We start from the raw sequence: 24,930 nt of genomic DNA, 5'->3' as shown, positions 1-24,930 counted from the left end.
AGCCCATGGCATCGCCCCGCTCCTTGTCATGGCAAGGGATACCTCGGGCGTTGGATCACCGGGCCAGCGAGTTGAGCGTCACCGGATCGGGCAGGATGCTTATCTCGAGCGTGCCCGAGTACTCGCCCGTAGCGCCCGCCCATTCGTCGGGCCGGCCGAAGGCATAGACGGCGTGAGCATGACAGAGCTTGGCCCATTCATAGGAGTCATCTTCGCCGACGATTTCTTGGCCGTTCGAGTCGCGGGCCACTTGCCAGATTGAGACATGGCGGCAAGCCGGGTGCAGCTTCGCCGCGCGTTGCAGGTTCTGGAAAAGGTGTTTCGGGTTCATCACTCGCCCCCCGCCGCAATCGGCTTGCTGGCGCCCTCGGGCAGGCTCACATTGTCCTAGCCCACGCGCCATGGCTGTGTTGAGGGGGAACACCAGACTGCACCAGCGAGCCGACAGCACGGGCACGGCCCGCCACGTCAGCCGACATGAGGTCTTGAAGGCCAAGACGGGATACGCCGATCTTGCGCGACAGTTCGGGCGTGATCATGCGGGCGAGAGGGTCCAGCGTGGTCAGCGCAAAGGCCCGCATCTGTTCCCGGATCGCACCCGCGTTCCCCGAGGCCGTCAGCATACCGGGCGGGATTCCACATGCAGCAAGCACCCGGTCGTAAAGGTCGCGTGCCGTCTCGCCCAGCCCCGCCTTTGCCATGTCGGGCGTCAGGTCAATGCGCTTGAATTCAGGACGGGACCGCCCGTGTGGTGGCCGTAATCCTTTTTCGAGGTCACCACGGCCAAAGAGCGGTGCGCAGCCCTTGGATTGCTTTCGTTTGCTGTTCCTAGGGAATGGTGGCCGGGATCGGCAGACAGCGGCCCGCATCCCTGCCAAGGCGTCTCGGGACTGGCCCCAATGGTCAGCGAAAGCACTTCATCGCCTAGAGCCTTGATCGTATCCGTGCCGGTCGGGCGCGGCAAGGTCAGGCTCCAGCGGTCGCGTTCCACCATGTCCCAAAAGGCCGCGCGGCGCAGTTGGATCGCAGAGCCATTCAGCGAGATATGCCAGACGGATTGCCCGCGAAAGAACAGGTCCAGTCCCACGGCCCCCAGAATGTCGAGCGTCAGCACGTCCGAGGGTTCGGGCACCAAGCATGGCAAAGGAACGTGACCAGAGGCCAGCCGCCCCGCCGATGGTGGCCGACAGCGTAGCAGAGCCTTCCGAGATCGCAGCACGTCGCTTGGTCTTTATCAATCGCAATGGTTTGCGATGGTGCGACGCGCCTCGGGAATACCGCCGGACCAAGACGCTCGGCAACAGATGGAAGCGAGTGGGTAAGTGGCAAACGCCACCGTTCGAGTGCAGCCCCGAACGGGGCGTCTTCGCCCGGATGATGGTGGGGCTGGCTTCGGAAGGCGGCAAGGAGAAGGTTGTCATGATCGACGCGATCTACCGCAAGACGCAGCGCACGGCCTGGAGCCTGCGGGCGAAAGGGACGCCCAATGACTCTGGACCGCCCGAATTACATCGTTGCCTGCCAGATGACCACGCGCCCCCGGCCCGAAGCCTTGGCCCGATAAAGCGCACTGTCCGCGCGTTCGAACAGGTCGGCCTCCCCAATCGCGGGGTCCGGCGGGCAGACCGCGATGCCGATACTGGCCGAGATCCGCTGATCGTGCTCGGCGCCCTCGAGGGTTTCGAGGCGAGAGATGATCCGGCCGCAGGCCTTCTGGAGCGCCTCGGGGCGGGTGGTCGAGAAAATCAGCACCAGAAATTCGTCCCCGCCGGCGCGGCAGACCTTGTCGCTGGCGCGCAGTTCCGAGCGGATGGCCTCTGCCGCCAGCTGCAGCAGGCGATCCCCGGCCGCATGGCCGAAACGGTCGTTCACCTGCTTGAAATGGTCCAGATCCAAGTGGACCAGGGCAAAGGGCATGTGCTCGCGCTGCTCCATGGCCCTCTGGAAGGCAATGTCGAAACCCCGGCGGTTCAGCACACCCGTCAGCGGATCGGTCACGGACATGATCTGCGCATGCTCGCGCGCGGTCTTCAGGCTCTTGTTGACGCGCGACAATTCGGCCAGCGCCGCCTTGTTCGCCTCGTGCAGGAACAGGAACTCGATCGCCTGGTCCGAGGGCGAGAAATCCGAATCCCTCAGGTCGAAAGCCCGGATCGCCGGATAGAGCGAGGCACCGAAGCCGAGGTTCAACAGCACCAGCCCGTCGGAGGTCTGCACGCCATGGCCACGCAGATAGATGTCGTGATGCGCGCGCAGGTTCAGAAACACCCGTTTGCCGGACGAGATCCGCGCCAGCATGTCCTCCAGCGTCGTCTCCTGACCGTCGCGGCCGATGTGGATGAAAGCCTGGTCGATGCGGTCCCGGCCGTGCAGGAGCCGGGCCATGGTGCGTCCGCAAGAGACGATCCCGCCCGAGCCGTCCAGGCAAAGATGCATCGGCATCAGTTCGAAAAGATCACGGGCGTCGACGCGCATCGGCGGAATCCTGGGCATCGGGGGCAAGGCTGAAGCGACGCTGCGCGGCAAAATCGGTCAGCGCCACGGTGACGGAGATGCGGCCCGCCTGCACCGAGATCAGCGCCAGGGCGCCGTAATCGTCGGCCATGCCCCGGATGACGCCGGCGGTGACGCGCAGGAAACCCGGCCAATGCCAGGCGGGATGGATGACATAGCTGCCCTCGCTTTCGCAGGTGACCGTCAACTCGGGGATCGCCAGGTCGGGGATCACCAGCGCGATGCGGCCGGGAAGCTCGTGCAGCGATTCCAGGAACTCGGGATAGTCCGAGCCGCTGAAGCGCAGCAGGCGGCGGATCTCTTCCTGCCGGGTCAGCCAGGCGCCGATGTCCTCGAGGCATTCTCCGACCGATTTCCGCAACTGCATCGCGGTGGCCCGCAGCACCGCGGTCGTCACCTCGTCGGCGGTGGGGGTCCAGGTCAGGAACCCCTCGGGATCGACGCCGGCGTTGCGGGCCACGACATCCCAGACCTCGGCGCCATAGGAGGTGCGCAGGAAGCCCTCGATCGACCTGTTCACCAGACCATGCATGGCGCGCTCGGCTCCTGTTTCTCGCTTAGGGTCATTGCCAGATCCGGCCTGGACCCGGGCTTTGCGCCGGTCTCAGCAGGGGCTGGCCCCGTTCGATGCCGATCGCCACCGCCCCGGTTCTGCGCAGGCGCGCGGCATCCAGCACGATGCAGTCGGGATCGCCAGAGGCCGTCAGCTTGCGATCGGCGACGACGATGGTCGGGCCCTGGCAGTCCAGCCGGTCCAGCGCCTCGGCGGTCTTGCCGGTCAGATGGCGCAGCCGCAACGATCCGTCGCCGGCCCCCAGCATGGCCTGGCGGTCCGCGTTCGGACCCGTCCACAAGGCGCGCGCCGCCGCCGTGCGCTGGTCGGCGGAATCGCCGTCGGCCTCGAGCCAGTTCTGGATCGCGAAGCCGCCGCCCCGGGGTTTCGAGGGCACGCGCCCTGCCCGGGTCAGCACGGCGACCGCATCGCCCTCGGCCGAGACCAGAACCAGCGGGCGCTCGGACCAGAACCAGGTCAGCGCCGAGGCGGCGAGAAGGCCCGCGCCCAGAATGCGGCGCAGCAGCAGGAAAAGACGCCCCGCCTCGGTCAGCGGGCCGAGAAAAAGCAGCGCCGCGCCTAGGGCCAGCAGCGGCAGCACGGCGGGCGGCGGCGCCTCCACCAGCGTGACCGCGCCGTTCAGCCCCGCGACCCAGGCCGCGACCCAGAGCATCCATTTGGTGCCCAGCCCCATGAGCCACAGCGCCGGCTGCGCCAGTCCCAGCGGCGCCAGCACCGCGGCAAAGACCGCGCCAGGCATGACCAGCATGCCCACCACCGGCACCACCAGCAGGTTGGCCAGCATGCCGTATTGCGTCATCCGCACGAAATGGATCGCGGCAATGGGCGATGTGGCCAGCCCCGCCACGGCCGAGGACAGCACCAACATGGCCACCGGACGCGCCCACCAGGGCAGATAGGGCGACAGCTTCAGCCAGGGCTCCTGCACCAGGATCAGCGCCACGGTGGCGGCAAAGCTCATCTGGAAGCCGGGCTCGGTCAGCGCCTCGGGCGCAAGGACCAGCACCAGCACGGCCGCGACCGCCACGGTGCGCAGGGACACCGCCCTGCGGTCGACGATGATCGCGACCAGCATGACCGCGACCATGACGAAGGACCGCTCGGTCGCGACGCCGCCGCCCGAGAGCCACAGGTAAAGCGCCGCGACCACCAGCGCGCCGGCGGCCGCGAGCTTGTGGACGGCGATGCCGCGCGCCCCGGCCAGCCCCTGCGCCGCCGCCCCGGCGATGCGCAAGGCGGCGTAGACGAATCCCGCCAGCATGCTCATGTGCAGGCCCGAGATCGAGATGATGTGGTAAAGGTTCGAGGCGCGCATGATCTCGTTCGTCTGCTCGGAGATACCCGAGCGGTCGCCGGTGACCAGCGCCGCCGAGACCGCGCCCTCTTGCCCACCGATGCGCTCGCGCATGGTCTCGGCCAGCGACATGCGCAGCCGGTGCAGCGCCAGCGCGCCGTCGTCGCGGGGCATGGCGACGGTCAGGACCGGGGTGCGGGCATAGCCGATGGCGCCCAGCCGCTCGAACCAGGCCATGCGGCGGAAATCGAAGCCGCCCGGCTCCGACGCCCCGCCCGGAGGGCCGAGATGCGCCGTCATCATCACCCGCTGCCCCGGCACCGGCAGGTCCTGGGCGTTCATCAGCGAGATTCGCACCCGCTGCGGCACCCGGCCCGGCGGCACGTCGCGCAGGTTCACCTGGTCCAGCAGCAACCGCATGCGGTCGCTCGACGACCGGTCGATGCCGATCACCCGCCCCTCGACCGGGCCGTAATAGCGAAAGCCCAGCACCGGGGCCGCGACCAGATGCGCACGAAAGCCGCTGAGCCCGGCACCAAGCGCCATCAGCAGCAGCGCGAGCCCCGCAAGCCGGCCGCGATCGGCCCAGATCCAGCCGCAGCGCCCGCGTTCGGCCAGCCGCAGCACCAGCGCCGGTCCGATCAGGCCGGCGCAGGCGCAAAGCAGCAGCGCGGCATAGAAACCCCGCCCCGGCTCATCGCGCAGCAGGAACCAGCCGCCGATGCCTAGGGCCAGCCAGAACGGCGCCCAGGGCAGCATGCCCGCCCGGATCGCCACCGGAGCGCGGCGCGGGACAGCCGGCGCCGCCCGCGGCGGGGCCGGCGCCAGCAGCCCCCCGCCAAGGCGCGCATTTACCGATTCCATCGCCGAAACTTGTCCTTGTCACGCCAGTTGCTTATCACTGCGCCAAGATTGGCATGCCGACTCTTTCAAAAGGATTAACGGCAGCGCACGAAACCCCGATTTCTGGACCGACCTGACCCGATGACCGATTCCCGCCCCGTCGTGACCCGCTTTGCCCCCTCGCCCACCGGCTATCTGCATATCGGCGGCGCGCGCACCGCGCTTTTCAACTGGCTCTATGCCCGCGGCCGGAACGGCAGATTCCTGCTGCGCATCGAGGACACCGACCGCGCCCGCTCGACCCCCGAGGCGACCGAGGCGATCCTGCAAGGGCTGCGCTGGCTGGGCCTCGACTGGGATGGCGCGCCCGTCAGCCAGTTCGCCGGCCGCGAGCGCCATGCCGAGGTCGCCCGCGAGATGCTGGCGAACGGCACTGCCTACAAATGCTTCTCGACCGCCGAAGAGATCGAGGCGTTCCGCGACAAGGCCAAAGCCGAGGGCCGCTCGACCCTGTTCCTGTCGCCCTGGCGCGACGCCGATCCGGCGACCCATCCCGATGCACCCCATGTCATCCGCCTGAAGGCGCCGCGCGACGGCGAGACCGTGGTGCATGACGCGGTGCAGGGCGACGTCACCTTCGGCAATGCGCAGCTCGACGACATGGTGCTGCTGCGCTCGGACGGCACGCCGACCTATATGCATGCGGTGGTGGTCGACGACCACGACATGGGCGTGACCCATGTCATCCGCGGCGACGACCACCTGACCAATGCCGCGCGGCAGATCCAGATCTATCAGGCCATGGGCTGGGACTTGCCCGTCTTTGCCCATATCCCGCTGATCCATGGCGAGGACGGCAAGAAGCTGTCCAAGCGCCATGGCGCCGTCGGGCTGCACGAATTCGCCGCCATGGGCTATCCGGCCGCGGCGATGCGCAACTATCTGGCCCGGCTGGGCTGGAGCCATGGCGACGACGAGCTTTTCGACGATGCCCAGGCCCGCGACTGGTTCGACCTGAACGGAATCGGCAAGGCGCCGGCACGGCTGGACTTCAAGAAGCTCGAGCATGTCAGCGGTTGGCACATCGCCCGCATGGACGCGCAGGCGCTGATGGCCGAGATCGCCGGTTTCCGCGCCGCGCGGGCCGAGCCGGCGCTGGACGCCACCCAGGCGGCGCGGTTGGCGGCGGCGCTGCCCGCCTTGCAGGCCAAGGCGAAAACCCTGCCGGCGCTGCTGGAACAGGGCCATTTCGCGCTGGTCTCGCGCCCGCTCGCCCTCGAGGACAAGGCCGCGGCCGCGCTGGATTCTGTATCCCGTGGTATACTGGGCGAATTGACTGCCGCAATGCAGCATGCTAGCTGGGAGCGCAACGAACTCGAGGCGATCGCCAAGTCGGTTGGCGAGTCGCACGGACTGGGACTGGGCAAGGTCGCGGCGCCGCTTCGCGCCGCGCTCGCCGGCCGCAGTTCGACCCCCAGCGTGTTCGACATGATGATGGCACTGGGCCGCGACGAGACGCTGGCCCGGCTGCAGGATCAGGCGGGCTGAGGCCCGCCGCCCATCACCCGGCGGCTTGCCGGAGACAGGTGAAAGGAACAGGGAATGGCAGAAAGCAAATCCGCAAAGCTGCTCGTCGAAGGAAAGGAGCTCGAGCTTCCGATCCTCTCGCCCACGGCCGGGCCGGATGTCCTGGACATTCGCAAGCTCTATGGCCAGGCGGATGTCTTTACCTATGACCCGGGCTTCACGTCCACCGCGTCCTGCGATTCGACCATCACCTATATCGATGGCGACAAGGGCGAGCTGTGGTATCGCGGCTATCCGATCGAGCAGCTGGCGGCGCAGTCGCATTACCTGGAAGTCTGCTACCTGCTGCTTTACGGCGAACTGCCGAACAAGGACCAGCTGACGGATTTCGAGAATCGCATCACGCGCCACACCATGGTGCATGAACAGATGCACTATTTCTTCCGCGGCTTCCGTCGCGACAGCCACCCGATGGCGACCATGGTGGGCGTGGTCGGGGCGATGTCGGCCTTCTATCACGACTCGATCGACATCAACGACCCGATGCAGCGCGAGATCGCCTCGATCCGGCTGATCGCCAAGGTGCCGACCATCGCCGCCATGGCCTATAAATATTCGCTGGGCCAGCCCTTCGTCTATCCGCGGAACGAGCTGGATTATGCCAGCAATTTCCTGCATATGTGCTTCTCGGTCCCGGCCGAGACCTATCATGTCGATCCGGCGCTGTCGCGCGCCATGGACCGCATCTTCACCCTGCATGCCGATCACGAGCAGAACGCCTCGACCTCGACCGTGCGGCTGGCCGGTTCCTCGGGCGCCAATCCCTTCGCCTGCATCGCGGCCGGCATCGCCTGCCTCTGGGGGCCGGCGCATGGCGGCGCCAACCAGGCCTGCCTGGAGATGCTGCGCGAGATCGGCAGCGTCGAGCGCATCCCGGAATTCATCGCCCGCGCCAAGGACAAGGACGATCCGTTCCGCCTGATGGGCTTCGGCCACCGGGTCTACAAGAACTTCGACCCGCGCGCCAAGGTGATGAAGGAATCGGCCGACGAGGTGCTGGACCTTCTGGGCGTGCACAACAACCCGACGCTGCAAGTCGCCAAGGAGCTGGAGCGCATCGCGCTGGAGGACGAGTATTTCGTCTCGAAGAAGCTCTATCCGAACGTGGACTTCTATTCCGGCATCATCCTGGAAGCGATGGGTTTCCCGACCTCGATGTTCACGCCGATCTTCGCGCTGTCGCGCACCGTCGGCTGGATCTCGCAGTGGAAGGAGATGATCGCCGATCCGCAGAACAAGATCGGCCGGCCGCGCCAGCTCTACATCGGCTCCCCCCGCCGCGACTACAAGCCGCTCGACGCGCGCTGAAGCCGCCACCGCCATCATCGACGGCCCCGGGAGCGATCCGGGGCCGTTTTTCGTGGGAAGAAAGGGGCTCTGCCCCTCGCCCCTTCGGGCCTCACCCCGGGATATTTTTCCACAAAAGAGAGGCTAGGCTACCTGCGACACGGCAGGGGCTTGCGCATGGCCTGCGGCGATGCGACATCACCGGCATGAGCGAGCATGACAAGATCGCGCTGGTCACCGGCGCTTCGCGCGGCCTGGGGGCCGCTTTGGCGGAAAGCCTGGCCGGGCGCGGCTGGCATGTGCTGGCCGTGGCCCGCACCACCGGGGCGCTGGAAGAGCTGGACGACCGCATCCGCAAGGCCGGCGGCGCGGCCACGCTGGCGCCGATGGACGTCGGCCAGCCACAGGCCATGGTGCAGCTGGCCCAGGCCGTGCTGGGCCGCTGGGGCGGCCTGGATCTCTGGGCGCATTGCGCGATCCATGCCGCGCCGCTGTCGCCGGCCGGGCATATCGACGCCAAGGATTTCCAGAAATCGGTCGATCTGAACGTGGTCGCGACGCGCGGGCTGATCCAGCTTTTCGAGCCCCTGCTGCGGGCGCGCAAGGGCGGCGCGCTGTTCTTCGACGATCCGCGGGCCGGGCAGAAATTCTTCGGCAGCTACGGCGCCACCAAGGCGGCGCAGATCGCCCTGGCGAAAAGCTGGCAGGCCGAGAACGAGAGCATCGGTCCCCGCGTCGCCATCGCCGAACCCGCGCCGATGCCCACCGCGCTGCGCGCCCGCTTCTTTCCCGGCGAGGATCGTGCCCGGCTGACCCCGTGCAAGGCCGAGGCCGAGCGGATCCTGGCCGCGCTGCTCTAGCGCGCCAGCGCCAGCAGCCGGTCGATGGCAAGATGGGTTTCTAGATGGTCGGCGAGACGGTCGAGCACCGTCTCGACGCCCGCGCCGTAATCCAGCGCCGATTGCCGGCCGAAACGGCCGAGCCAGGCGGCGCGGAAGCCGTCCTCGGCAAAGAGCCCGTGCAGATAGGTGCCGGCGATGCGGCCGTCCGGGCTGGCGGCGCCGTCGGGCTGCGGGATATGCGCGAAGGGCCGGGCGCAGTCCGGGCCCGCGCTGCGGCCCATATGGATTTCATATCCCGCGATGGGCTGGCCGAGCGCGTGGCCCTCGACCCGGGTCAGGCGCTTGTCGGGCGCCATGCGGGTCTCGACCTGCAAGAGCCCCAGCCCCTCGGTGCTGCCGGGCGCGCCGTCATGACCCTCGGGGTCGTGGATCCATTGCCCGAGCATCTGGTAGCCGCCGCAGATCCCCAGCACATGGCCACCGCGCCGGACATGCGCCGCTAGGTCCACGTCCCAGCCCTGTTCGCGCAGAAAGGCCAGGTCGCCCCGTGTCGATTTCGAGCCGGGCAGGATCACCACATTGGCATCGCCGGGCAGCGGCCGGCCCGGCGCCACCATGGTCAGGCGCACCTCGGGCTCGGCCGCGAGCGGGTCGAGATCGTCGAAATTCGCGATCCGGGACAGCATCGGACAGGCGACATGCAAGCCGCCTATCCCCGAGGCGCGTCGCAGGTCCACCGCATCCTCGGCCGGCAGCCGCGCGGCATCGGCGAACCAGGGCACCAGCCCCAGGTCGGGCCAGCCGGTGCGCTGCGCGATGAAGGCGCGGCCGGCGTCGAACAGCGCCGGATCGCCGCGGAAGCGGTTGATGATGAAGCCGCGGATCATGGCCGCATCCTGTGCGTCGATCACCGCCTGCGTGCCGACGATCTGCGCGATCACCCCGCCGCGGTCGATGTCGCCGGCCAGCACCACCGGCACCCCGGCCGCGCGGGCAAAGCCCATGTTGGCGATGTCGCGGGCGCGCAGGTTGACCTCGGCCGGCGAACCCGCGCCCTCGACCAGCACCAGGTCGTGGCTGGCCCGCAGCCGACCATAGCTGTCCAGCACCGCGCCCATCAGCTGCGCCTTCAGCGCGCCATAGTCGGCGGCCGCCGCCCGGGCCACGGCGCGGCCCTGCACCACCACCTGCGCGGCGCGATCGGTCTCGGGCTTCAACAGCACCGGGTTCATGTGCACCGAGGGCTCCAGCCCAGCCGCGCGCGCCTGCAAGGCCTGGGCACGGCCGATCTCGCCGCCATCCGCCGTGACCGCGGCATTGTTCGACATATTCTGCGGCTTGAAGGGCGCCACGCTGATGCCGCGCCGCCGCGCCGCCCGGCACAGCCCCGCCACCAGAAGCGACTTGCCGACGTTCGAGCCGGTCCCCTGGATCATCAGCGCGCCCATGCCCGCCCCCGCTTGCCAATCCCGACCTTGGTGACTAGATAGGCGCGTCGCTGAATGAAAGGCCCCGTGGTGGAAAACATCATCCTGACCGTGCATCTGATCCTTGCCGTGCTGCTGATCGGCGTGGTGCTTTTGCAGCGGTCCGAGGGCGGCGGCCTTGGCATGGGCGGCGGCGGAGGCGGGGTCATGACCGGCCGGCAGGCAGCGAACGCGCTGTCGCGGGCGACCTGGATCTTTGCCATCGGCTTTCTCATCACCTCGATGACGCTGACCATCATCGCGGCGCGCAACGCCTCCAGCGGCTCGATCGTCGACCAGCTGGACCTGGGCGGCGCGAGCCAGGAACAGCCCGCGACCAATATCCCCGGCATCGGCGACTATGCGCCGCCGCCCGGCGCCGGCCAGCCCGTGGTGCCCGGCTCGGGCCAGCCGGTGACGCCGCCCGCGCCCGCGACGCAGGCCCCGGCGACGGAAGTGCCGGCAGCCCCGGCCGACACCCCGGCCGCGCCGGCCCCGGCCGAAAGCGGCAGCGCGCCCGCGACCCAGCCGGCGGCCGAGACCCCGGCCGAGCCGGCCGGCCCGACGGCACCGGCCCCGGGCCAGAACTGACACCAGACCTTGGGGCGCTCTCGGCGCCCCTTACAACACATGGCGGTCCGTTGCGGCTGCGGGACAATCCGGTTATATCTCGAGTCCCGTGATGCCGCCCAGATTCGGGCCGCGATTTTCTATTTGAATTCACTCACGGGGGCCCCTCCATGGCGCGCTACATCTTCATCACCGGCGGCGTTGTTTCTTCGCTGGGCAAGGGGCTTGCCTCGGCGGCGCTGGGGGCCTTGCTGCAGGCGCGCGGCTATACCGTCCGGCTGCGCAAGCTGGACCCCTATCTGAACGTCGACCCCGGCACGATGAGCCCCTTCGAACATGGCGAGGTCTTCGTCACCGACGACGGCGCGGAAACCGACCTGGACCTGGGCCATTACGAACGCTTCACCGGCGTCTCGGCCCGCAAGACCGACAGCGTTTCCTCGGGCCGGATCTATTCCAACGTGCTGGAGAAGGAGCGCCGCGGCGCCTATCTGGGCAAGACCATCCAGGTCATCCCGCACGTCACCAACGAGATCAAGGACTTCCTGGCCGTGGGCGAGGACGAGGTCGATTTCATGCTCTGCGAGATCGGCGGCACCGTCGGCGACATCGAGGGCCTGCCCTTCTTCGAGGCGATCCGGCAATTCGCGCAGGACCGCCCGCGCGGGCGCTGCATCTTCATGCACCTGACCTTGCTGCCTTATCTGGCCGCCTCGGGCGAGCTCAAGACCAAGCCGACGCAGCACTCGGTCAAGGAGCTGCGGTCCATCGGCTTGCAGCCTGACGTTCTGGTCTGCCGCAGCGAGCATCCGATCCCGGAAAAGGAACGTGCCAAGATCGCGCTGTTCTGCAACGTCCGCCCCGATGCGGTGATCCCGGCCTATGACCTGAAGTCGATCTACGAGGCGCCGCTGGCCTATCACCGCGCCGGCCTCGACCAGGCGGTGCTCGACGCCTTCCAGATCAGCCCCGCGCCCCGCCCCGATATGTCGCGCTGGGAGGATGTGATGGACCGGCTGGAGAATGCCGAGGGCCAGGTCAAGATCGCCGTGGTCGGCAAGTATACCCAGCTCGAGGACGCCTATAAGTCCATCGCCGAGGCGCTGACCCATGGCGGCATGGCGAACCGCGTCCGCGTCAAGGCCGACTGGGTGGACAGCGAGAAACTGGAAGGCGAAGGCGCGCATCTGCTGGACGGCTACAACGGCATCATCGTGCCCGGCGGCTTCGGCGAGCGCGGCACCGAGGGCATGGTCGCCGCCGCCCGCTATGCGCGCGAAAAGAAGGTGCCCTATCTGGGCATCTGCCTGGGCATGCAGATGGCGGTGATCGAGGCGGCAAGGAACCTTGCCGACATGCCCGACGCCGGTTCCGAGGAATTCGACCACGAGGCCGGCGAGACCCGCTTTACCCCGGTGGTCTATCACCTCAAGGAATGGGTGCAGGGCAATTACACCGTGCAACGCAAGCTGACGGACGACAAGGGCGGCACCATGCGGCTCGGGGCCTATACCGCCGTGCTGGCGCCGGGGTCGCGCATTTCCGAGGTCTATGGCGGCGCGCTGGAGATCGAGGACCGCCACCGCCACCGCTACGAGGTCGATGCCAAGTATCGCGACCAGCTGGAATCGGCGGGCCTGTCGTTTTCGGGCATGTCGCCGGACGGCCGGCTGCCCGAGGTGGTGGAATACCGCGACCATCCCTGGTTCATCGGCGTGCAATCGCATCCCGAACTGAAGTCCAAGCCCTTCGAGCCGGCGCCGCTGTTCGCGGGCTTCGTCCGCGCCGCGATGGAAAACGAGCGGCTGGTTTAAGGAGAAAGGGGCGCACTTGCCGCCATGCGGAGGCAAGGCGGACGGTCGGCCCTTGAGGCCGCTGTCCGATACCGGCTAGGATCACGACATCGACCGAGTGGCAACTAGGGTTCCGGGCGATCCGCCGCAGGACCGAGCGTTGCAGAGACCGGGGCGTTCCCGGCTGCACCCAAGGGACAAAAGCCCAGGGGAGGAGACGTCGAGATCAACCGCGCCATCCCGGCGCACAAGGGGGTCTCCATGACGCTTGCCTCGGCTCTGCTCGTCGTTCTCGCATCCTTCATCCACGCCAGCTGGAACCTGCTGGCCAAGCGCGCCGCCCCGGCCGGGCCGGCCTTCATCCTGGCCTACAGCATCATCTCCTGCATCACCTATGCGCCCTGGGTGGTCTGGCTGCTGGCGCAGGGCGGCATGGGCTGGGGCCGGATCGAGCTGGGCTTCGTCCTGCTCAGCGGGCTGATCCACCTGGGCTACAGCCTGTGCCTGCAACACGGCTATCGGGTGGCCGACCTGTCGGTGGTCTATCCGGTGGCGCGGGGAACCGGGCCGATGCTGTCCTCGATCGGGGCCTTCCTGATCCTGGGCGAGACGCCGACCGGCATGGGCCTGCTTGGCCTGGCGCTGGTCGTCGCCGGCATCCTGCTGATCGCGACCCAGGGCAAGCTGGCTGCCTTCACCCGGCCCGGGGGCCAGGCCGGCGTCCGCTGGGGCGTGACGACCGGCGGGCTGATCGCCAGCTACACCGTGGTCGATGCCTATGCGGTCAAGGCGCTTGGCATCGCGCCGGTGGTGCTGGACTGGTTCACCAACCTGCTGCGCATCTTCCTGCTGCTGCCGCTGGTCCTTGCCGACCGCCGCCGCGCCGTCGCGGCGATGCGGGGCCATTGGCGCACCGCGATCGGCGTGGGCGTGCTGCAACCGCTGTCCTACATCCTCGTGCTGGCGGCCCTGACGGGCGGCGCACCGCTGAGCCTGGTGGCTCCGATGCGCGAAATGTCCATGATGGTGGGCGCGCTGATGGGAATGCTGATCCTGCGCGAGGCGGTGGGCCCGTGGCGTCTGGCCGGTTGCGGGGTGCTGGTCGCGGGGGTGATCCTGCTGTCGTCGTCCTGACAGCCATCGGCTCAAGGCGACATTCCCACCGGCCGGCAACGTCACGCGCATCCCCCCTGTCCTTCCGTCCGCCCCTGTCGCACAATCGGCGCAGCAGACGGAGCCGACCATGCGCCTGATCCAGAAACCCCTTGCCCTGATCCTGACCCTCGCCGCCGGGCCCGCCCTGGCCGATGCGCCGCTGTTCCTGCTGGACCAGACCAGGCTGCCCTTCGACCTGGGCCCCGGCGCGCCGCAGAACCAGCCCTCGCGCCAGGCGAATTCGCCCCATGCGGCAGCGAACTCGGCCGCAAGCTCGGCCAACAGCGGCGCCAGCTTCGCCAATTCGCCGCGGAACCCGGAAAACGAAAAGCGGGTGATCTTCACCGCGGACGGCACGGCGGTCGGCTATTACGCCCCGAACGGCGCCGGCACGCTGAACCTCTTCACCCTGACCGGCAAGCGCGTCGCCTATCGCCCCAGGGGCAGCAAGAGCCTGTTTTCCGGCGACGGGCGCTGGTGCGGCACCGTGGCCGAGGCCAGCGGCGGCGGCTTCGCCTTCGGCGTGATCCGGGCCTGCGCCGGGCTGTTCTGAAACAAGACACCGGACTGTCACATTCCGCGGCTACACCGCGCCCAAGGCAGCAGGAGAATGCGATGCAGGACGATTCCCCCAAGGACTGGCTCGAGGCCGAGCTTCAGGACACGCTCGACGAGGATTACGAGATCGAGCTGGAAGACGCGGTCCTGTCGCAGGAAATCGCCCGCATCTACCGCGAGACGCATCCCGAGCAGATGCCGCGCGCCGACTACTTCCGCGAGCTCCTGCGGCTGCAATCGGAGCTGATCCGGCTGCAGGACTGGGTCGCCTATCACAAGGAGAAGGTCGTGGTCCTGTTCGAGGGCCGCGACAGCGCCGGCAAGGGCGGCGCGATCAAGCGCATCACCCAGCGGCTGAACCCGCGCGTGGCCCGGGTCGTGGCGCTGCCCGCGCCCTCGGACCGCGAAAAGACGCAATGGTATTTCCAGCGCTACGTGCCGCACCTGCCGGCCGGGGGCGAGATCGTGCTCTTCGACCGCAGCTGGTACAACCGCGCCGGGGTCGAGCGGGTCATGGGCTTTGCCACCGAGGACCAGGTCGAACAGTTCTTCAACGACGTGCCCGAATTCGAGCGCATGCTGGTGCGCTCGGGCATCCGGCTGGTGAAATACTGGTTCTCGATCACCGACGAGGAACAGCAGATGCGCTTCCTGATGCGCATCCACGACCCGCTGAAACAGTGGAAGCTGTCGCCGATGGACCTGCAATCCCGCGTGCGCTGGGAGGATTACACCAAGGCCAAGGAGGACATGCTGGAGCGCACCAACATCCCCGAGGCGCCTTGGTATATCGTGCCCGGCAACGACAAGAAGCGGGCCCGGCTGAACTGCATGGCGCATCTGCTGAGCCAGATCCCCTATGGCGACGTGCCCCATGAAGAGGTCCACCTGCCGGACCGGGTCTTCAATCCCGATTACGAACGCGATGTTCTGCCGCACGAACTTTACGTGCCGCAGCGGTATTGAACCAAGAAACCCCCTTGCGGTCGCGGCCCTGCGGCGCAACATCGCGCCATGGGCAACGCAAGGGGAAGTCGCATGCCGAAAGCCTATTGGATCGGTCACGTCACGGTCGACGACCCGCTGGCCTATGAGGCCTATCGCCAGGCCAATGCCGCGGCCTTCGCGGCGCATGGCGGCCGCTTCCTGGTGCGCGGCGGCGCCCAGGACGTGGTCGAGGGCAGCCTGCGCCCGCGCAGCGTGGTGATCGAGTTCCCCGATCTCGCTGCCGCCCGCGCCTGCTATGACAGTCCGGAATACCGCGCCGCCCTGGCTCTGCGCCTGCCCTGCGCCCTGGCGGACCTCGCCATCGTCGAGGGCTGGGAAGCTGCCTGACAATTTCCTTCAAACTTGTTGTTCTTCATAAAAAATGCCCTATCATCGTCCCATGTTTCGCAATCTTCTCAGCAGACTTTTCACCGATGACCTCGATGGCAGCCGCCTGAACGGCCATGACGCCGAGGTGGCGGTCGCGGCGCTTCTGGTCCGGCTCGCCCGCGCCGACGACCGCTATGGCGCGGCCGAACAGCAGCGCATCGACCAGATCCTGGCCCGCCGCCACGGCCTGTCGGCCGCCCAAGCCGTCGAACGCCGCGCCGCCGCCGAGATGATCGAGGCCGAGGCCCCGGACACCGTGCGCTTCACTCGCACGATCAAGGACCGCATCGACCTCGACGACCGCCATGCCATCATCGGCGCCATGTGGGAGGTGGCCTATGCCGACGGCCGGCGCAGCCCGGACGAGGAATCGCTGGTGCGGCTGGTCGCGGGCCTTCTGGGCATCAACGACCGCGATTCGGCCATGGCGCGCCAGGCGGCGCTGGAGGCGCTTGGCCTTGGCGCCGCGGATGGCGCGGAGGACGGCTCCGGCCTCGCGGAATCCTGAGCGCGCGCTCTCTTCGGCAGGCTTCGGCGATCTGCCGCAAAAGCCGTCAAAGCCCGGCGATCTGCCAGAAAAGCCAAGCATGAAAACATTGCAATCCCGCGGCAAATATCGCCTCATACCGGCATGAGCGACGCAGAACAGACCCGTCCGGCCCCGGCCGAAACCGCCCGCGGTCCCGTGATCGAGATCCGCGGGCTGCACAAGGCCTATGGCCAGCTCGAGGTGCTCAGGGGCGTCAGCCTGACCGCGCCGCGCGGCCATGTCATCAGCCTGATCGGCTCGTCGGGCTCGGGCAAATCCACGCTCTTGCGCTGCTGCAACCTGCTCGAGGACAGCCAGCAGGGCGACATCCTGTTCGAGGGCGAGCCGGTGAAATGGCGCGGCACCGGCATGGGCCGCGTGCCGGCCGACCGCGCCCAGGTCACGCGGCTGCGCACCAACCTGTCGATGGTGTTCCAGCAGTTCAACCTGTGGTCGCACCTGACCATCCTGCAAAACGTCATGGAGGCGCCGGTCCAGGTGCTGCGCCGCAACCCGGCCGAGGTCGAGGCCCGCGCCCGCGCCCTGCTCGCCAAGGTCGGCATCGGCGACAAGGCCGATGCCTGGCCGGCGCAGCTGTCGGGCGGCCAGCAGCAGCGCGCCGCCATCGCCCGCGCGCTTTGCATGGAGCCCAAGGCCCTGCTTCTGGACGAGCCGACCAGCGCGCTCGACCCCGAACTGCAGCAAGAGGTCGTCAAGGTCATCAAGGATCTCGCCGCCGAACATCGCACCATGCTGCTCGTCACCCATGACATGCGGCTGGCCGCCGATGTCAGCGATCACGTGGTTTTCCTCCATCAAGGCCGGATCGAGGAAGAGGGCGCGCCCGCGCAGCTGTTCGGCGCCCCGCGCTCGGACCGGCTGCGGCAGTTCCTCAGCGCCACCATGGCCGAATAAAAATCCAACAGGAGAAGTTCGAATGAAAAAGATCATGCTTGCAGCCGCCGCATTGGCCCTGACGGCGGGCATGGGCATGGCCCAGAACGTGCGCATCGGCACCGAGGGCGCCTATCCTCCCTACAACTTCGTCAACGACAAGGGCGAGCTCGACGGGTTCGAGATCGAGCTCGGCAATGAGCTGTGCAAGCGCGCCGCGCTGCAATGCACCTTCGTCAAGAACGACTGGGATTCGATCATCCCGAACCTGGTCAGCTCGAACTACGACGCGATCATGGCCGGCATGAACATCTCGGACGAACGCAAGAAGGCGATCCAGTTCAGCGAGGCATACACCCCGCCGCCGCTGTCGGCCTATGCCGCCCTGACCCCGGAGGCCGACATCAAGGGCGTGGTCGCCGCCCAGACCAACACCATCCAGGCCGGCTATATCGCCGAAAGCGGCGCCACCCTGGTCGAATTCCCGACGGGCGAGGAAACCATCGCCGCCGTCCGCAACGGCGAGGCCGAGGCGGTCTTTGCCGACCGCGATTTCCTGGCAGCCTCGGTCAACGAATCGAATGGCGAGCTGGTCTGGATCGAAGGTCAGGACAAGGTGGTCGTCGGCGAGGGCATCGCCATCGGCCTGCGCAAGTCGGATACCGAGCTGAAGGGCAAGTTCGACAAGGCCATCGAATCGATGAAGGCCGACGGCAGCCTGAACGCCATGATCAGGAAATGGTATGGCGACGAGGCGCTGATCTTCTGATCCAGCCCCCGCAACCTTCCTGCCGCCCGAGGCCCGGCCCGGGCGGCGCCACAGGTGATCCATGTTCGCGTCCTGCGCCGATCCGAAAACGCTCGAAGGGCTGGCCTGGCTGATGTGCTATCTCAGCTCGGGCAAGCACCTGCTGTTCTACCTGTCCTTCGGGACGGTGATCCTGCTCTTGCTCATCACGGCGCCGGTGGCGCTGCTCTTCGGCTTCGGCGGCGCGCTGGCGGCGCGCTCGCGCATCGCGCCGCTGCGATGGTTCGGCAAGGTCTATACCTCGATGGTGCGCGGCGTGCCCGACATCATCTTCTTCCTCTTCGTGCCCATCGCGCTGGACCAGGGCTTCGAATGGCTGCGCGCCAAGGTCTTCTGCGACCCCTCGATACCGATCCGGCAGGGCAATGAATTCCTGGTCTGCGCCGCGGCCAAGCTGCCGCTGTCCACCTCGCCGGCCTGGGTGCACCAGCTCTATGGCATCGCCCTGGCGATCATCGCCTTTTCCATCGTCTTCGGCGCCTTCGCCGCCAACGTGCTGCGCGGCGCCATGGATGCCGTGCCCCGCGCCCAGCTGGAAACCGCCGAGGCCTATGGCATGAGCCCGCGCCAGGTCAGCCGGCGCATCCTGATCCCGCAGATGTGGACCTATGCCCTGCCGGGCCTTGGCAATCTGTGGATGATCCTGGTCAAGGCCACGCCGCTTCTGTTCATCCTCGGCGTCGAGGACATCGTCTATTGGGCCCGTGAACTGGGCGGGTCCAAGACCAGCGCCTATGCCTATCCGCATCCCGACTGGCGCATCTACTACTTCCTCGCCATCCTGGTGTTCTACCTGCTGATGACCTGGGGGTCCGAGCGGATCTTCGACCGCATCCGGTCGCGGCTGTCGCGCGGCCAGGCCACCGCCGCCGGCGAGGCGATGCGAAAGGCCGCGACATGAGCCAGTGCCCGCAAACCATCCAGGACTATGCCCTGCGCGCGATCGGCATCGGCGAGAAGCTGCTGCCGCGTTCGGATTTCACGCTTTGCCAGCAGGTGACGCTGATCGGCTCGGGCCTGATCTGGAATCTGTATTTCGGCCTCCTGGCGCTGTTCTTCGGCTTCTTCCTGGCCAATGCGCTGGCGGTGGCCAAGTTCAGCCGCAACCCCTGGCTCCGCAAGCCGGCCGAATGGTTCATCTTCGTCTTTCGCGGCAGTCCGCTCTTCATCCAGTTCTTCGTCGCCTATGAGGCGCTGGTGCAGCTGCCCCGCGCCGGCATCGACGTGCTGGGCATCACCGTCGCGACCAGCTGGATGACCAAGGCCTGGGCCGGGGCGCTCTTGGTGCTGATGCTCAACACCGCCGCCTATTCGGCCGAGATCTTCTACGGCGCGCTGCGCAACGTCCCCAAGGGCGAGCTCGAAGCCGCCGACGCCTATGGCATGACCGGCTGGCGCCGCTATCGCCGCATCGTCTGGCCGACCGCCATGCGCCTGGCGTGGCCCGCCTATACCAACGAGGCGATCTTCCTCGTCCATGCCACGACGCTGGTGTTCTTCTCGGGCTTCCCGGCCTTCCGGCAACAGGGCGACGCGCTCTATTACGCCAGCTATTTCGCCGACAAGACCTTCAACCCCTTCCTGGCCTATCCCATCGTCGCGGGCTATTTCATCCTTCTGACCCTGTGCCTGATCGGGCTGTTCGGGGTCGTCAACCGGCGGCTGAACCGCCATCTGCCGGGCGCGGCCAGGCGGCTGCGCTACCGGCCCAATCTCATCAGGTGATCCATGGACTGGCTGCGCGAGCATCCCGAGGTCAAGACCATCCGCGTGGCCGCGGCCGATCTGAACGGCCAGCCGCGCGGCAAGCGCATGCCCGCCCGCTTTGCCGACAAGATCCTGACCGAGGGCACGAAATTCCCCTTCTCGGTCCTGAACATGGACATCTGGGGCGAGGATATCGAGGACAGCCCGCTGGTCTTTCAGGCCGGCGACCCGGACGGGCTGTTGCTGCCGACCGAGCGCGGCTTCATGCCGATGCCCTGGCTCGAGGCGCCGACCGGCCTGCTGCCGCTCTGGATGTTCCACCTGGACGGCCGGCCCTATGACGGCGATCCCCGCCAGGCGCTGGCGCGGGTGGTGGATCGCTACAGGGCCGCGGGCCTGACCCCGGTGGTGGCGACGGAACTCGAATTCTTCCTGATCGACGATTCCGGCGGCCAGTTGCGCGTGCCGCCCAGCCCGCGTTCCGGCAAGCGCCGCACCGGGGCGGAAACCCTGTCGCTGCGCGCGCTGGACGCCTTCGACCGCTTCTTCACCGCCCTCTACGAGGCCTGCGAGGCGATGGACATCCCGGCCGACACGGCGATTTCCGAAGCCGCACCCGGGCAGTTCGAGATCAACCTGATGCACCAGCCCGACCCGCTGAAGGCGGCGGACGATGCCTGGCTCTTCAAGCTGCTGGTGAAGGGGCTGGCGCGGCAATACGGCTTTGCCGGCTCCTTCATGGCCAAGCCCTACGAAATGTGGAACGGCTCGGGCATGCATATGCATTTCTCGGTGCTGGACGCGCAGGGCCGCAATGTCTTCGACGACGGCAGCGAGGCCGGCTCGGACATGCTGCGCCATGCCGTCGCCGGCTGCCTTGCCGCCATGCCCGGCTCGACCCTGGTCTTCGCCCCGCATGAGAACAGCTATGACCGGCTGGTGCCGAACGCCCATGCGCCCACCGGCATCGGCTGGGCCTATGAGAACCGCACCTCGGCGATCCGCATCCCCTCCTCCGGCCCCAAGGCGCGCCGGATCGAGCATCGCGTGGCCGGCGGCGACGTGAACCCCTATCTCAGCGTCGCGGCGGTGCTGGGCGCGGCGCTGAACGGCATCGAGGACCGCATCGACCCGCCGCCGCCGATCCAGGGCAATGCCTATGAGCAGGGCCTGGCGCAACTGCCGGCGACCTGGGGCGCCGCCATCGACGCCTTCGCCGCCTGCCCGCAGATCCGGCGCATCTTCCCGGCGCATCTGATCGAGAATTTCGTGATGACCAAGCGCCAGGAGCTGCATTACATGGCCGAGCTCTCGGACGACGAGACCGTCGAGCTTTACCTCGACACCGTCTGAACCAGTCGGGCAGCGGGCTGGCTAAAATCGGCAGCATCGGCCCGGATAGACATCCGGCAAAACCCCGCAGCGGAGCGCCGCCGGGCACCGGCAGGTTTCGGGTATTTGTGAAACGGTGAACAGCGGTCGGGCTCGCCCGGTCTTCTTTGCTCTGCAAATACCCCGCCTGCCGCGCCGCTCGCGGGGGGGAGGCGCGCGCAAGCGCCTGACACAATTTGCGACATTCTATTCGTCCCGCCACCCGCTTCGGAAATTGACAAAGCCGGCCGGATGTCGCCCGATGGACCGGCGCGCATCCGCGATTGCAACGGGGCGCGACGTGGTGCCTCGGGGCGCGCGCGCGGCGTCTGGCCGCCGAACCGACCGGCGCCGCGCCCCTCGTGTATCTGGATCAGGAACCCGCCATGAGTTGCGCCTGCGGACATGACCACAAGCATTCGCCCCCCTCGCTGCCCACGGGCGAGCCGATCCCGCTGGAGCCGGCCCTGGTCCGGCTGACCGGGCGGCTGATCTGCGCCGATACCGCGCAGATGCTGCTGGCGCTGGACCTGCTGACCGAGCATGTCGCGCTGAGCCGGGCCGAGCCGGGCAACCTGCGCTTCGACCTCGCCCAGGCCGACGACCCGCTGGTCTGGGAACTGGACGAGCTTTACGCCGACGAGGACGCCTTCCAGGCGCATCGTGCCCGGCTGACGGGCAGCCGCTGGGGCCGCGAGAGCCACGGCATCGAACGCGATTTCACCCGCAGCGCGCCGCTGCCGCGGCTGCGGGCCGAGGTGCCGCAGGATCATGCCGGCATCGCGGAACTGCTGCGCCGCAGCTTCGGCGGCGAGGACGAAGCCCGGCTGGTCGCCGGATTGCGCGCGGCCGGGGACCTGTCGCTGTCGCTGGTGGCCGAATCCGGCGGCACCATCATCGGCCATGTCGCCCTGTCGCCCTTGGCCGCCGACGGGCCGGCCTTCGCGCTGGCGCCGCTGGCGGTGCATCCGGCGCTGCGCGGGCGCGGCATCGGCAGCGCCCTGGTCGGCGCGGCGCTGCGCGGCTTGCAGGATCACAGCATCGTCGTGCAGGGCGACCCGGCCTATTACGCCCGCTTCGGCTTTCGCCCGGTCGAGCTGGCCTCGCCCTATGCCGGGCCCTATCTGATGGCGCGGGGGCCGGCGCTGCCCAGCGGCAGCCGCATCGGCCATGCCCCGGCCTTCGCCGCGCTCTAGGGCGCGTCGGGCGCGGGCTCAGCCGGCGCCTCGCCCTGCGGCAGGCGCAGCCGCACCCGCTTGATGCGGCGCGGATCGGCGTCGACGATCTCGAACTCGGCGCCGCTTTCGTGCGGGATCACCTCGCCGCGCACCGGCACCCGGCCGGTCAGCATGAAGATCAGCCCGCCCAGCGTGTCGATCTCGTCCTCTTCCTCGTCGGCAAGGCGCAGCCCGGTCTCGGCCTCGACATCCTCCAGCGCGGCGCGGGCCTGGACCAGCCATTGCCCGGGCTTTTCCTCGATGGCGAGGCCGCCCTCGATCTCGTCATGCTCGTCCTCGATCTCGCCGATGACCTGCTCGATCAGGTCCTCGATGGTGACGAGCCCGTCCACCCCGCCATATTCGTCGATCACCACGGCCATGTGGATGCGCTTCTGCTGCATCTGCTGCAACAGCACCCCGATCGGCATCGAGGGCGGCACGTAGAGCAGCGGCCGCAGCATCGGCCGCAGCGCGAACTTGACCGGAACCTGCGCGCCGAAGCCGTATTTCAGCGCCAGGTCCTTCAGGTGGATCATGCCCAGCGGGCTGTCCAGCGTGCCGCGAAACACCGGGATGCGGGAAAAGCCGTGCTCGCGGAACATCTCGACCAGGTCCGGCAGGGTTGCGGTCACCGGCGCGGCCACGATCTCGGCCTTGGGCACCGCCACGTCGTCGACCCGCATCCGCCGCAGGTTCAACAGGCCCGGCGCGCCGGCCGGACCGGCGGGGGCGGCTTCGGCACGCTCGGCCGCCTCGCCCTCGTCGCCCCCTGAAAACGCACCCAGAATGCGCCCCAGAATGCCGCGCGATTGCGGCAGGTCACGCCCCTCCCCGCCTATGCCATCCGCCCACGAGGCGGGGTCGGCGGAAACGGGCGTGTCGGGACTTCGGTCGTTGGTCATGTCTCATGTTCCAGATAGGGATCGGGGATGCCGAGCTTGCCCAGGATCTGGCGCTCGGCGCTTTCCATCGTATCGGCGTCCTGGTCGTCGATATGGTCATAGCCGGCCAGGTGCAGGATGGCATGCACCAGAAGATGCGTGGCATGGTCGGCAAAGGGCTTGCCCTGGGCCTCGGCCTCGCGCTGGCAGGTGTCGTAGGAGATGGCGATGTCGCCCAGTTCCTCGACCTCGGGGATCTCGGGATGCTCGCCCGGCGGGCGCGGATCGAATTCGACGGCGGGCCAGCTGAGGACATTGGTGGGCTTGGGCTTGCCGCGGAACTCGGCGTTCAGCGTCGCGATGCGGGCATCGTCGCAGCCCAGCACCACGACCTGGAACTCGCCCAGCTCCAGCCAGTCGCCGACGGCGCGGGCGGCACGCTCGGCCATGGCGGGCAGGCCCGCGTCCTCCCAGCGGTCGTCCTCCAGCACGATGTCGACCACCTCGGGCGCGGGCTCGGCGGACGCAGGGTCAGCCATCGCCGCCTCCGCTGGCCAGGCGCGGCTCGCGCCGGGGGATGCGCTGGCCGCGCTCGTCGAAGACCTCGCCGCGGGCCAGCGCCGCCTCGGCCTCGGCGTCATAGGCCTCGATGATGCGGGCGACCAGGTAGTGGCGCACCACGTCCTTGGCGGTGAAATAGCTGAAGCTGATGCCCTTGATGTCCTTGAGGATCTTCTCGGCGTCGGTCAGGCCGGAATGCACGCCGCGCGGCAGGTCGATCTGGGTGCGGTCGCCGGTCACGACCATGCGCGAGCCCTCGCCCAGGCGGGTCAGGAACATCTTCATCTGCATGGTGGTGGCGTTCTGCGCCTCGTCCAGCACCACGAAGGCATTGGCGAGCGTGCGGCCGCGCATGAAGGCCAGGGGCGCGATCTCGATGCGCTTTTCCTCCATCAGCTTCTGCAGCTGCTTGGCCGGCAGGAAATCGTTCAGCGCGTCATAGAGCGGCTGCATGTAGGGGTCGACCTTCTCCTTCATGTCGCCGGGCAGGAAGCCCAGGCGCTCGCCCGCTTCGACGGCGGGACGCGACAGGATGATCTTGTCGACATGGCCGCCGATCAGCATGGTGACGCCCACCGCGACGGCCAGATAGGTCTTGCCGGTGCCCGCCGGGCCGATGCCGAAGGCCAGCTCATTGGCGAAAAGGTTGCGGACATAGTCCTTTTGCGCGTCGGTGCGCGGCTCGACGGTCTTCTTGCGGGTGCGCAGCTCGATGGGGCCGGTCTGGAACATTTCCAGCTGCTCGGCCGGGCTCGGGCCTTCGGGCGCGGTCTCGACGCCCATGCGCAGCGCGGCCTCGACCTCGGCCGCCTCGACCGGGCGGCCCTGCTCCAGCCGCGCGTAAAGCCCGCGCAGCACCTGCGCCGCCTCGGCCTGGGCATCGGTGGGGCCGACGATGGACAGAAGGTTGCCGCGGCGCAGGATATGCACCTTCAGCGCCTCCTCGATGCGGGCAAGATGGCGGTCATGCGGGCCGCACAGATCGATCAGCAGCCTGTTGTCGTGGAATTCCAGCAGGGTTTCGCCGGGAGTCGCGGTCGCGGGGGGCGGTGGGTTCAGACCCAAATCTTACTCCGGGTTCGGGGTTGTCGTAACCCAT

26 protein-coding genes and 1 pseudogene are annotated in these 24,930 nt (G+C 68.1%); 17 read left to right on the top strand and 10 right to left on the bottom strand.

Features of this window, described 5'->3' with window-relative positions; genetic code table 11:
* Window positions 1–55 precede the first annotated feature (55 nt).
* From PARN5_RS0114110 to PARN5_RS24265, 3 genes are read right to left on the bottom strand one after another with little or no spacing between them, the layout of a single operon-like run.
* Window positions 56–331 (bottom strand): hypothetical protein, encoded by a 276-nt coding sequence (locus PARN5_RS0114110; protein ID WP_018000424.1) that lies wholly within the window; start codon window positions 329–331, stop codon window positions 56–58.
* 46 nt (window positions 332–377) lie between these two features.
* The gene (locus PARN5_RS23575; protein ID WP_157403997.1) at window positions 378–701 is read right to left on the bottom strand and encodes a phage portal protein; all 324 of its coding nucleotides are present in this window, start codon (window positions 699–701) and stop codon (window positions 378–380) included.
* 8 nt (window positions 702–709) lie between these two features.
* The gene (locus PARN5_RS24265; protein WP_036744617.1) at window positions 710–1,114 is read right to left on the bottom strand and encodes a hypothetical protein; all 405 of its coding nucleotides are present in this window, start codon (window positions 1,112–1,114) and stop codon (window positions 710–712) included.
* A gap of 110 nt (window positions 1,115–1,224) precedes the next feature.
* Between PARN5_RS24265 and PARN5_RS24260 the strand changes: the two are divergent.
* A pseudogene (locus PARN5_RS24260) lies at window positions 1,225–1,476 on the top strand (hypothetical protein); the annotation flags it as partial.
* A gap of 30 nt (window positions 1,477–1,506) precedes the next feature.
* Here the strand turns inward: PARN5_RS24260 and PARN5_RS0114095 are convergent.
* From PARN5_RS0114095 to PARN5_RS22185, 3 genes are read right to left on the bottom strand one after another with little or no spacing between them, the layout of a single operon-like run.
* Window positions 1,507–2,475: a GGDEF domain-containing protein gene (locus PARN5_RS0114095; RefSeq protein ID WP_018000421.1), complete on the bottom strand. Its 969-nt coding sequence runs from the start codon at window positions 2,473–2,475 to the stop codon at window positions 1,507–1,509.
* On the bottom strand, window positions 2,456–3,046 hold the full coding sequence (locus PARN5_RS0114090; RefSeq protein ID WP_018000420.1) for a heme NO-binding domain-containing protein: 591 nt from the start codon (window positions 3,044–3,046) through the stop codon (window positions 2,456–2,458). Before PARN5_RS0114090 ends, PARN5_RS0114095 begins: the two co-directional genes overlap by 20 nt.
* Window positions 3,047–3,077: 31 nt before the next feature.
* A complete protein-coding gene (locus PARN5_RS22185; protein WP_018000419.1) occupies window positions 3,078–5,246 on the bottom strand; it encodes a ComEC/Rec2 family competence protein in 2,169 nt (722 codons plus the stop codon).
* A 120-nt stretch (window positions 5,247–5,366) separates the two neighbouring features.
* On the opposite strand from PARN5_RS22185, the gene gltX reads away from it, so the two are divergent.
* From gltX to PARN5_RS0114070, 3 genes are all read left to right on the top strand, one after another.
* Window positions 5,367–6,773, top strand: a complete 1,407-nt coding sequence (gene gltX / locus PARN5_RS0114080; RefSeq protein WP_018000418.1) for a glutamate--tRNA ligase — start codon at window positions 5,367–5,369, stop codon at window positions 6,771–6,773.
* 54 nt (window positions 6,774–6,827) lie between these two features.
* On the top strand, window positions 6,828–8,120 hold the full coding sequence (gltA, locus tag PARN5_RS0114075) for a citrate synthase (RefSeq protein ID WP_018000417.1): 1,293 nt from the start codon (window positions 6,828–6,830) through the stop codon (window positions 8,118–8,120).
* A 185-nt stretch (window positions 8,121–8,305) separates the two neighbouring features.
* On the top strand, window positions 8,306–8,959 hold the full coding sequence (locus PARN5_RS0114070) for an SDR family oxidoreductase (RefSeq protein ID WP_018000416.1): 654 nt from the start codon (window positions 8,306–8,308) through the stop codon (window positions 8,957–8,959).
* Here the strand turns inward: PARN5_RS0114070 and PARN5_RS0114065 are convergent.
* On the bottom strand, window positions 8,956–10,389 hold the full coding sequence (locus PARN5_RS0114065) for a cobyric acid synthase (protein ID WP_018000415.1): 1,434 nt from the start codon (window positions 10,387–10,389) through the stop codon (window positions 8,956–8,958). The two genes, PARN5_RS0114070 and PARN5_RS0114065, sit on opposite strands and share 4 nt — an antisense overlap.
* A gap of 54 nt (window positions 10,390–10,443) precedes the next feature.
* Between PARN5_RS0114065 and secG the strand changes: the two genes are divergently transcribed.
* The 13 genes from secG to PARN5_RS22905 all read left to right on the top strand — a co-directional run bounded on the left by secG (window position 10,444) and on the right by PARN5_RS22905 (window position 22,365).
* Complete coding sequence (gene secG / locus PARN5_RS0114060; protein WP_051070993.1) at window positions 10,444–10,998, top strand: preprotein translocase subunit SecG; 555 nt, start codon at window positions 10,444–10,446, stop codon at window positions 10,996–10,998.
* 149 nt (window positions 10,999–11,147) lie between these two features.
* Window positions 11,148–12,791: a CTP synthase gene (locus tag PARN5_RS0114055; protein WP_018000413.1), complete on the top strand. Its 1,644-nt coding sequence runs from the start codon at window positions 11,148–11,150 to the stop codon at window positions 12,789–12,791.
* A gap of 240 nt (window positions 12,792–13,031) precedes the next feature.
* Window positions 13,032–13,904 (top strand): DMT family transporter, encoded by an 873-nt coding sequence (locus tag PARN5_RS0114050; RefSeq protein WP_018000412.1) that lies wholly within the window; start codon window positions 13,032–13,034, stop codon window positions 13,902–13,904.
* Between the two features lie 109 nt (window positions 13,905–14,013).
* Window positions 14,014–14,478, top strand: coding sequence for a hypothetical protein (locus tag PARN5_RS0114045; RefSeq protein WP_018000411.1), 465 nt, complete (start codon window positions 14,014–14,016; stop codon window positions 14,476–14,478).
* A 62-nt stretch (window positions 14,479–14,540) separates the two neighbouring features.
* Window positions 14,541–15,449 carry a polyphosphate kinase 2 gene (gene ppk2, locus PARN5_RS0114040; RefSeq protein WP_018000410.1) on the top strand — a complete coding sequence of 303 codons (909 nt, stop codon included), beginning with the start codon at window positions 14,541–14,543 and terminating at the stop codon, window positions 15,447–15,449.
* Between the two features lie 72 nt (window positions 15,450–15,521).
* Complete coding sequence (locus PARN5_RS0114035) at window positions 15,522–15,818, top strand: DUF1330 domain-containing protein (RefSeq protein ID WP_018000409.1); 297 nt, start codon at window positions 15,522–15,524, stop codon at window positions 15,816–15,818.
* Between the two features lie 52 nt (window positions 15,819–15,870).
* Window positions 15,871–16,368 carry a TerB family tellurite resistance protein gene (locus PARN5_RS0114030; RefSeq protein WP_018000408.1) on the top strand — a complete coding sequence of 166 codons (498 nt, stop codon included), beginning with the start codon at window positions 15,871–15,873 and terminating at the stop codon, window positions 16,366–16,368.
* 123 nt (window positions 16,369–16,491) lie between these two features.
* Window positions 16,492–17,304 (top strand): amino acid ABC transporter ATP-binding protein, encoded by an 813-nt coding sequence (locus tag PARN5_RS0114025; RefSeq protein WP_018000407.1) that lies wholly within the window; start codon window positions 16,492–16,494, stop codon window positions 17,302–17,304.
* Between the two features lie 22 nt (window positions 17,305–17,326).
* On the top strand, window positions 17,327–18,052 hold the full coding sequence (locus PARN5_RS0114020) for a transporter substrate-binding domain-containing protein (RefSeq protein WP_018000406.1): 726 nt from the start codon (window positions 17,327–17,329) through the stop codon (window positions 18,050–18,052).
* 61 nt (window positions 18,053–18,113) lie between these two features.
* Entirely contained in the window at window positions 18,114–18,992 is an 879-nt protein-coding gene (locus PARN5_RS0114015; RefSeq protein ID WP_018000405.1) for an ABC transporter permease subunit, read from the top strand.
* Window positions 18,989–19,816, top strand: coding sequence for an ABC transporter permease subunit (locus PARN5_RS0114010; RefSeq protein ID WP_018000404.1), 828 nt, complete (start codon window positions 18,989–18,991; stop codon window positions 19,814–19,816). The genes PARN5_RS0114015 and PARN5_RS0114010 overlap by 4 nt, the downstream gene beginning before the upstream one ends.
* Before the next feature lie 3 nt (window positions 19,817–19,819).
* Complete coding sequence (locus PARN5_RS0114005; RefSeq protein ID WP_018000403.1) at window positions 19,820–21,151, top strand: glutamine synthetase family protein; 1,332 nt, start codon at window positions 19,820–19,822, stop codon at window positions 21,149–21,151.
* A 404-nt stretch (window positions 21,152–21,555) separates the two neighbouring features.
* Window positions 21,556–22,365, top strand: a complete 810-nt coding sequence (locus tag PARN5_RS22905; protein WP_018000402.1) for a GNAT family N-acetyltransferase — start codon at window positions 21,556–21,558, stop codon at window positions 22,363–22,365.
* Here the strand turns inward: PARN5_RS22905 and PARN5_RS0113995 are convergent.
* Genes PARN5_RS0113995 through PARN5_RS0113985 form a run of 3 tightly spaced genes read right to left on the bottom strand, consistent with a single transcriptional unit; the run spans window position 22,362 to window position 24,896 of the window.
* Window positions 22,362–23,291, bottom strand: coding sequence for a hemolysin family protein (locus tag PARN5_RS0113995; protein WP_018000401.1), 930 nt, complete (start codon window positions 23,289–23,291; stop codon window positions 22,362–22,364). The genes PARN5_RS22905 and PARN5_RS0113995 overlap by 4 nt on opposite strands.
* Complete coding sequence (gene ybeY / locus PARN5_RS0113990) at window positions 23,288–23,809, bottom strand: rRNA maturation RNase YbeY (protein WP_018000400.1); 522 nt, start codon at window positions 23,807–23,809, stop codon at window positions 23,288–23,290. The genes PARN5_RS0113995 and ybeY overlap by 4 nt, the downstream gene beginning before the upstream one ends.
* Window positions 23,802–24,896 (bottom strand): PhoH family protein, encoded by a 1,095-nt coding sequence (locus tag PARN5_RS0113985; protein WP_018000399.1) that lies wholly within the window; start codon window positions 24,894–24,896, stop codon window positions 23,802–23,804. The genes ybeY and PARN5_RS0113985 overlap by 8 nt, the downstream gene beginning before the upstream one ends.
* Between the last annotated feature and the right edge of the window lie 34 nt (window positions 24,897–24,930).

It is taken from the genome of Paracoccus sp. N5 (genome assembly GCF_000371965.1).
Taxonomy (GTDB): domain Bacteria; phylum Pseudomonadota; class Alphaproteobacteria; order Rhodobacterales; family Rhodobacteraceae; genus Paracoccus.
Note: the sequence above shows the minus strand (reverse complement) of the source record. Positions and strands in the feature narration are given on the sequence as shown.

Excerpts from the sequence above, each read along its gene's own strand:
- gltA (WP_018000417.1), top strand. The coding sequence starts at position 6,828 with ATGGCAGAAAGCAAATCCGCAAAGCTGCTCGTCGAAGGAAAGGAGCTC.
- PARN5_RS0114005 (WP_018000403.1), top strand. The coding sequence starts at position 19,820 with ATGGACTGGCTGCGCGAGCATCCCGAGGTCAAGACCATCCGCGTGGCC.
- PARN5_RS22185 (WP_018000419.1), bottom strand. The coding sequence starts at position 5,246 with ATGGAATCGGTAAATGCGCGCCTTGGCGGGGGGCTGCTGGCGCCGGCC.
- PARN5_RS23575 (WP_157403997.1), bottom strand. The coding sequence starts at position 701 with ATGGCAAAGGCGGGGCTGGGCGAGACGGCACGCGACCTTTACGACCGG.
- secG (WP_051070993.1), top strand. The coding sequence starts at position 10,444 with ATGAAAGGCCCCGTGGTGGAAAACATCATCCTGACCGTGCATCTGATC.
- PARN5_RS0114015 (WP_018000405.1), top strand. The coding sequence starts at position 18,114 with ATGTTCGCGTCCTGCGCCGATCCGAAAACGCTCGAAGGGCTGGCCTGG.
- gltX (WP_018000418.1), top strand. The coding sequence starts at position 5,367 with ATGACCGATTCCCGCCCCGTCGTGACCCGCTTTGCCCCCTCGCCCACC.
- PARN5_RS0114055 (WP_018000413.1), top strand. The coding sequence starts at position 11,148 with ATGGCGCGCTACATCTTCATCACCGGCGGCGTTGTTTCTTCGCTGGGC.
- PARN5_RS0114020 (WP_018000406.1), top strand. The coding sequence starts at position 17,327 with ATGAAAAAGATCATGCTTGCAGCCGCCGCATTGGCCCTGACGGCGGGC.
- PARN5_RS0114035 (WP_018000409.1), top strand. The coding sequence starts at position 15,522 with ATGCCGAAAGCCTATTGGATCGGTCACGTCACGGTCGACGACCCGCTG.
- PARN5_RS0114010 (WP_018000404.1), top strand. The coding sequence starts at position 18,989 with ATGAGCCAGTGCCCGCAAACCATCCAGGACTATGCCCTGCGCGCGATC.
- PARN5_RS0114110 (WP_018000424.1), bottom strand. The coding sequence starts at position 331 with ATGAACCCGAAACACCTTTTCCAGAACCTGCAACGCGCGGCGAAGCTG.
- ppk2 (WP_018000410.1), top strand. The coding sequence starts at position 14,541 with ATGCAGGACGATTCCCCCAAGGACTGGCTCGAGGCCGAGCTTCAGGAC.
- PARN5_RS0113995 (WP_018000401.1), bottom strand. The coding sequence starts at position 23,291 with ATGACCAACGACCGAAGTCCCGACACGCCCGTTTCCGCCGACCCCGCC.
- PARN5_RS0114095 (WP_018000421.1), bottom strand. The coding sequence starts at position 2,475 with ATGCGCGTCGACGCCCGTGATCTTTTCGAACTGATGCCGATGCATCTT.
- PARN5_RS22905 (WP_018000402.1), top strand. The coding sequence starts at position 21,556 with ATGAGTTGCGCCTGCGGACATGACCACAAGCATTCGCCCCCCTCGCTG.
- PARN5_RS0114070 (WP_018000416.1), top strand. The coding sequence starts at position 8,306 with ATGAGCGAGCATGACAAGATCGCGCTGGTCACCGGCGCTTCGCGCGGC.
- PARN5_RS0114025 (WP_018000407.1), top strand. The coding sequence starts at position 16,492 with ATGAGCGACGCAGAACAGACCCGTCCGGCCCCGGCCGAAACCGCCCGC.
- PARN5_RS0114045 (WP_018000411.1), top strand. The coding sequence starts at position 14,014 with ATGCGCCTGATCCAGAAACCCCTTGCCCTGATCCTGACCCTCGCCGCC.
- PARN5_RS0114050 (WP_018000412.1), top strand. The coding sequence starts at position 13,032 with ATGACGCTTGCCTCGGCTCTGCTCGTCGTTCTCGCATCCTTCATCCAC.
- PARN5_RS0114030 (WP_018000408.1), top strand. The coding sequence starts at position 15,871 with ATGTTTCGCAATCTTCTCAGCAGACTTTTCACCGATGACCTCGATGGC.
- ybeY (WP_018000400.1), bottom strand. The coding sequence starts at position 23,809 with ATGGCTGACCCTGCGTCCGCCGAGCCCGCGCCCGAGGTGGTCGACATC.
- PARN5_RS0114065 (WP_018000415.1), bottom strand. The coding sequence starts at position 10,389 with ATGGGCGCGCTGATGATCCAGGGGACCGGCTCGAACGTCGGCAAGTCG.
- PARN5_RS0114090 (WP_018000420.1), bottom strand. The coding sequence starts at position 3,046 with ATGCATGGTCTGGTGAACAGGTCGATCGAGGGCTTCCTGCGCACCTCC.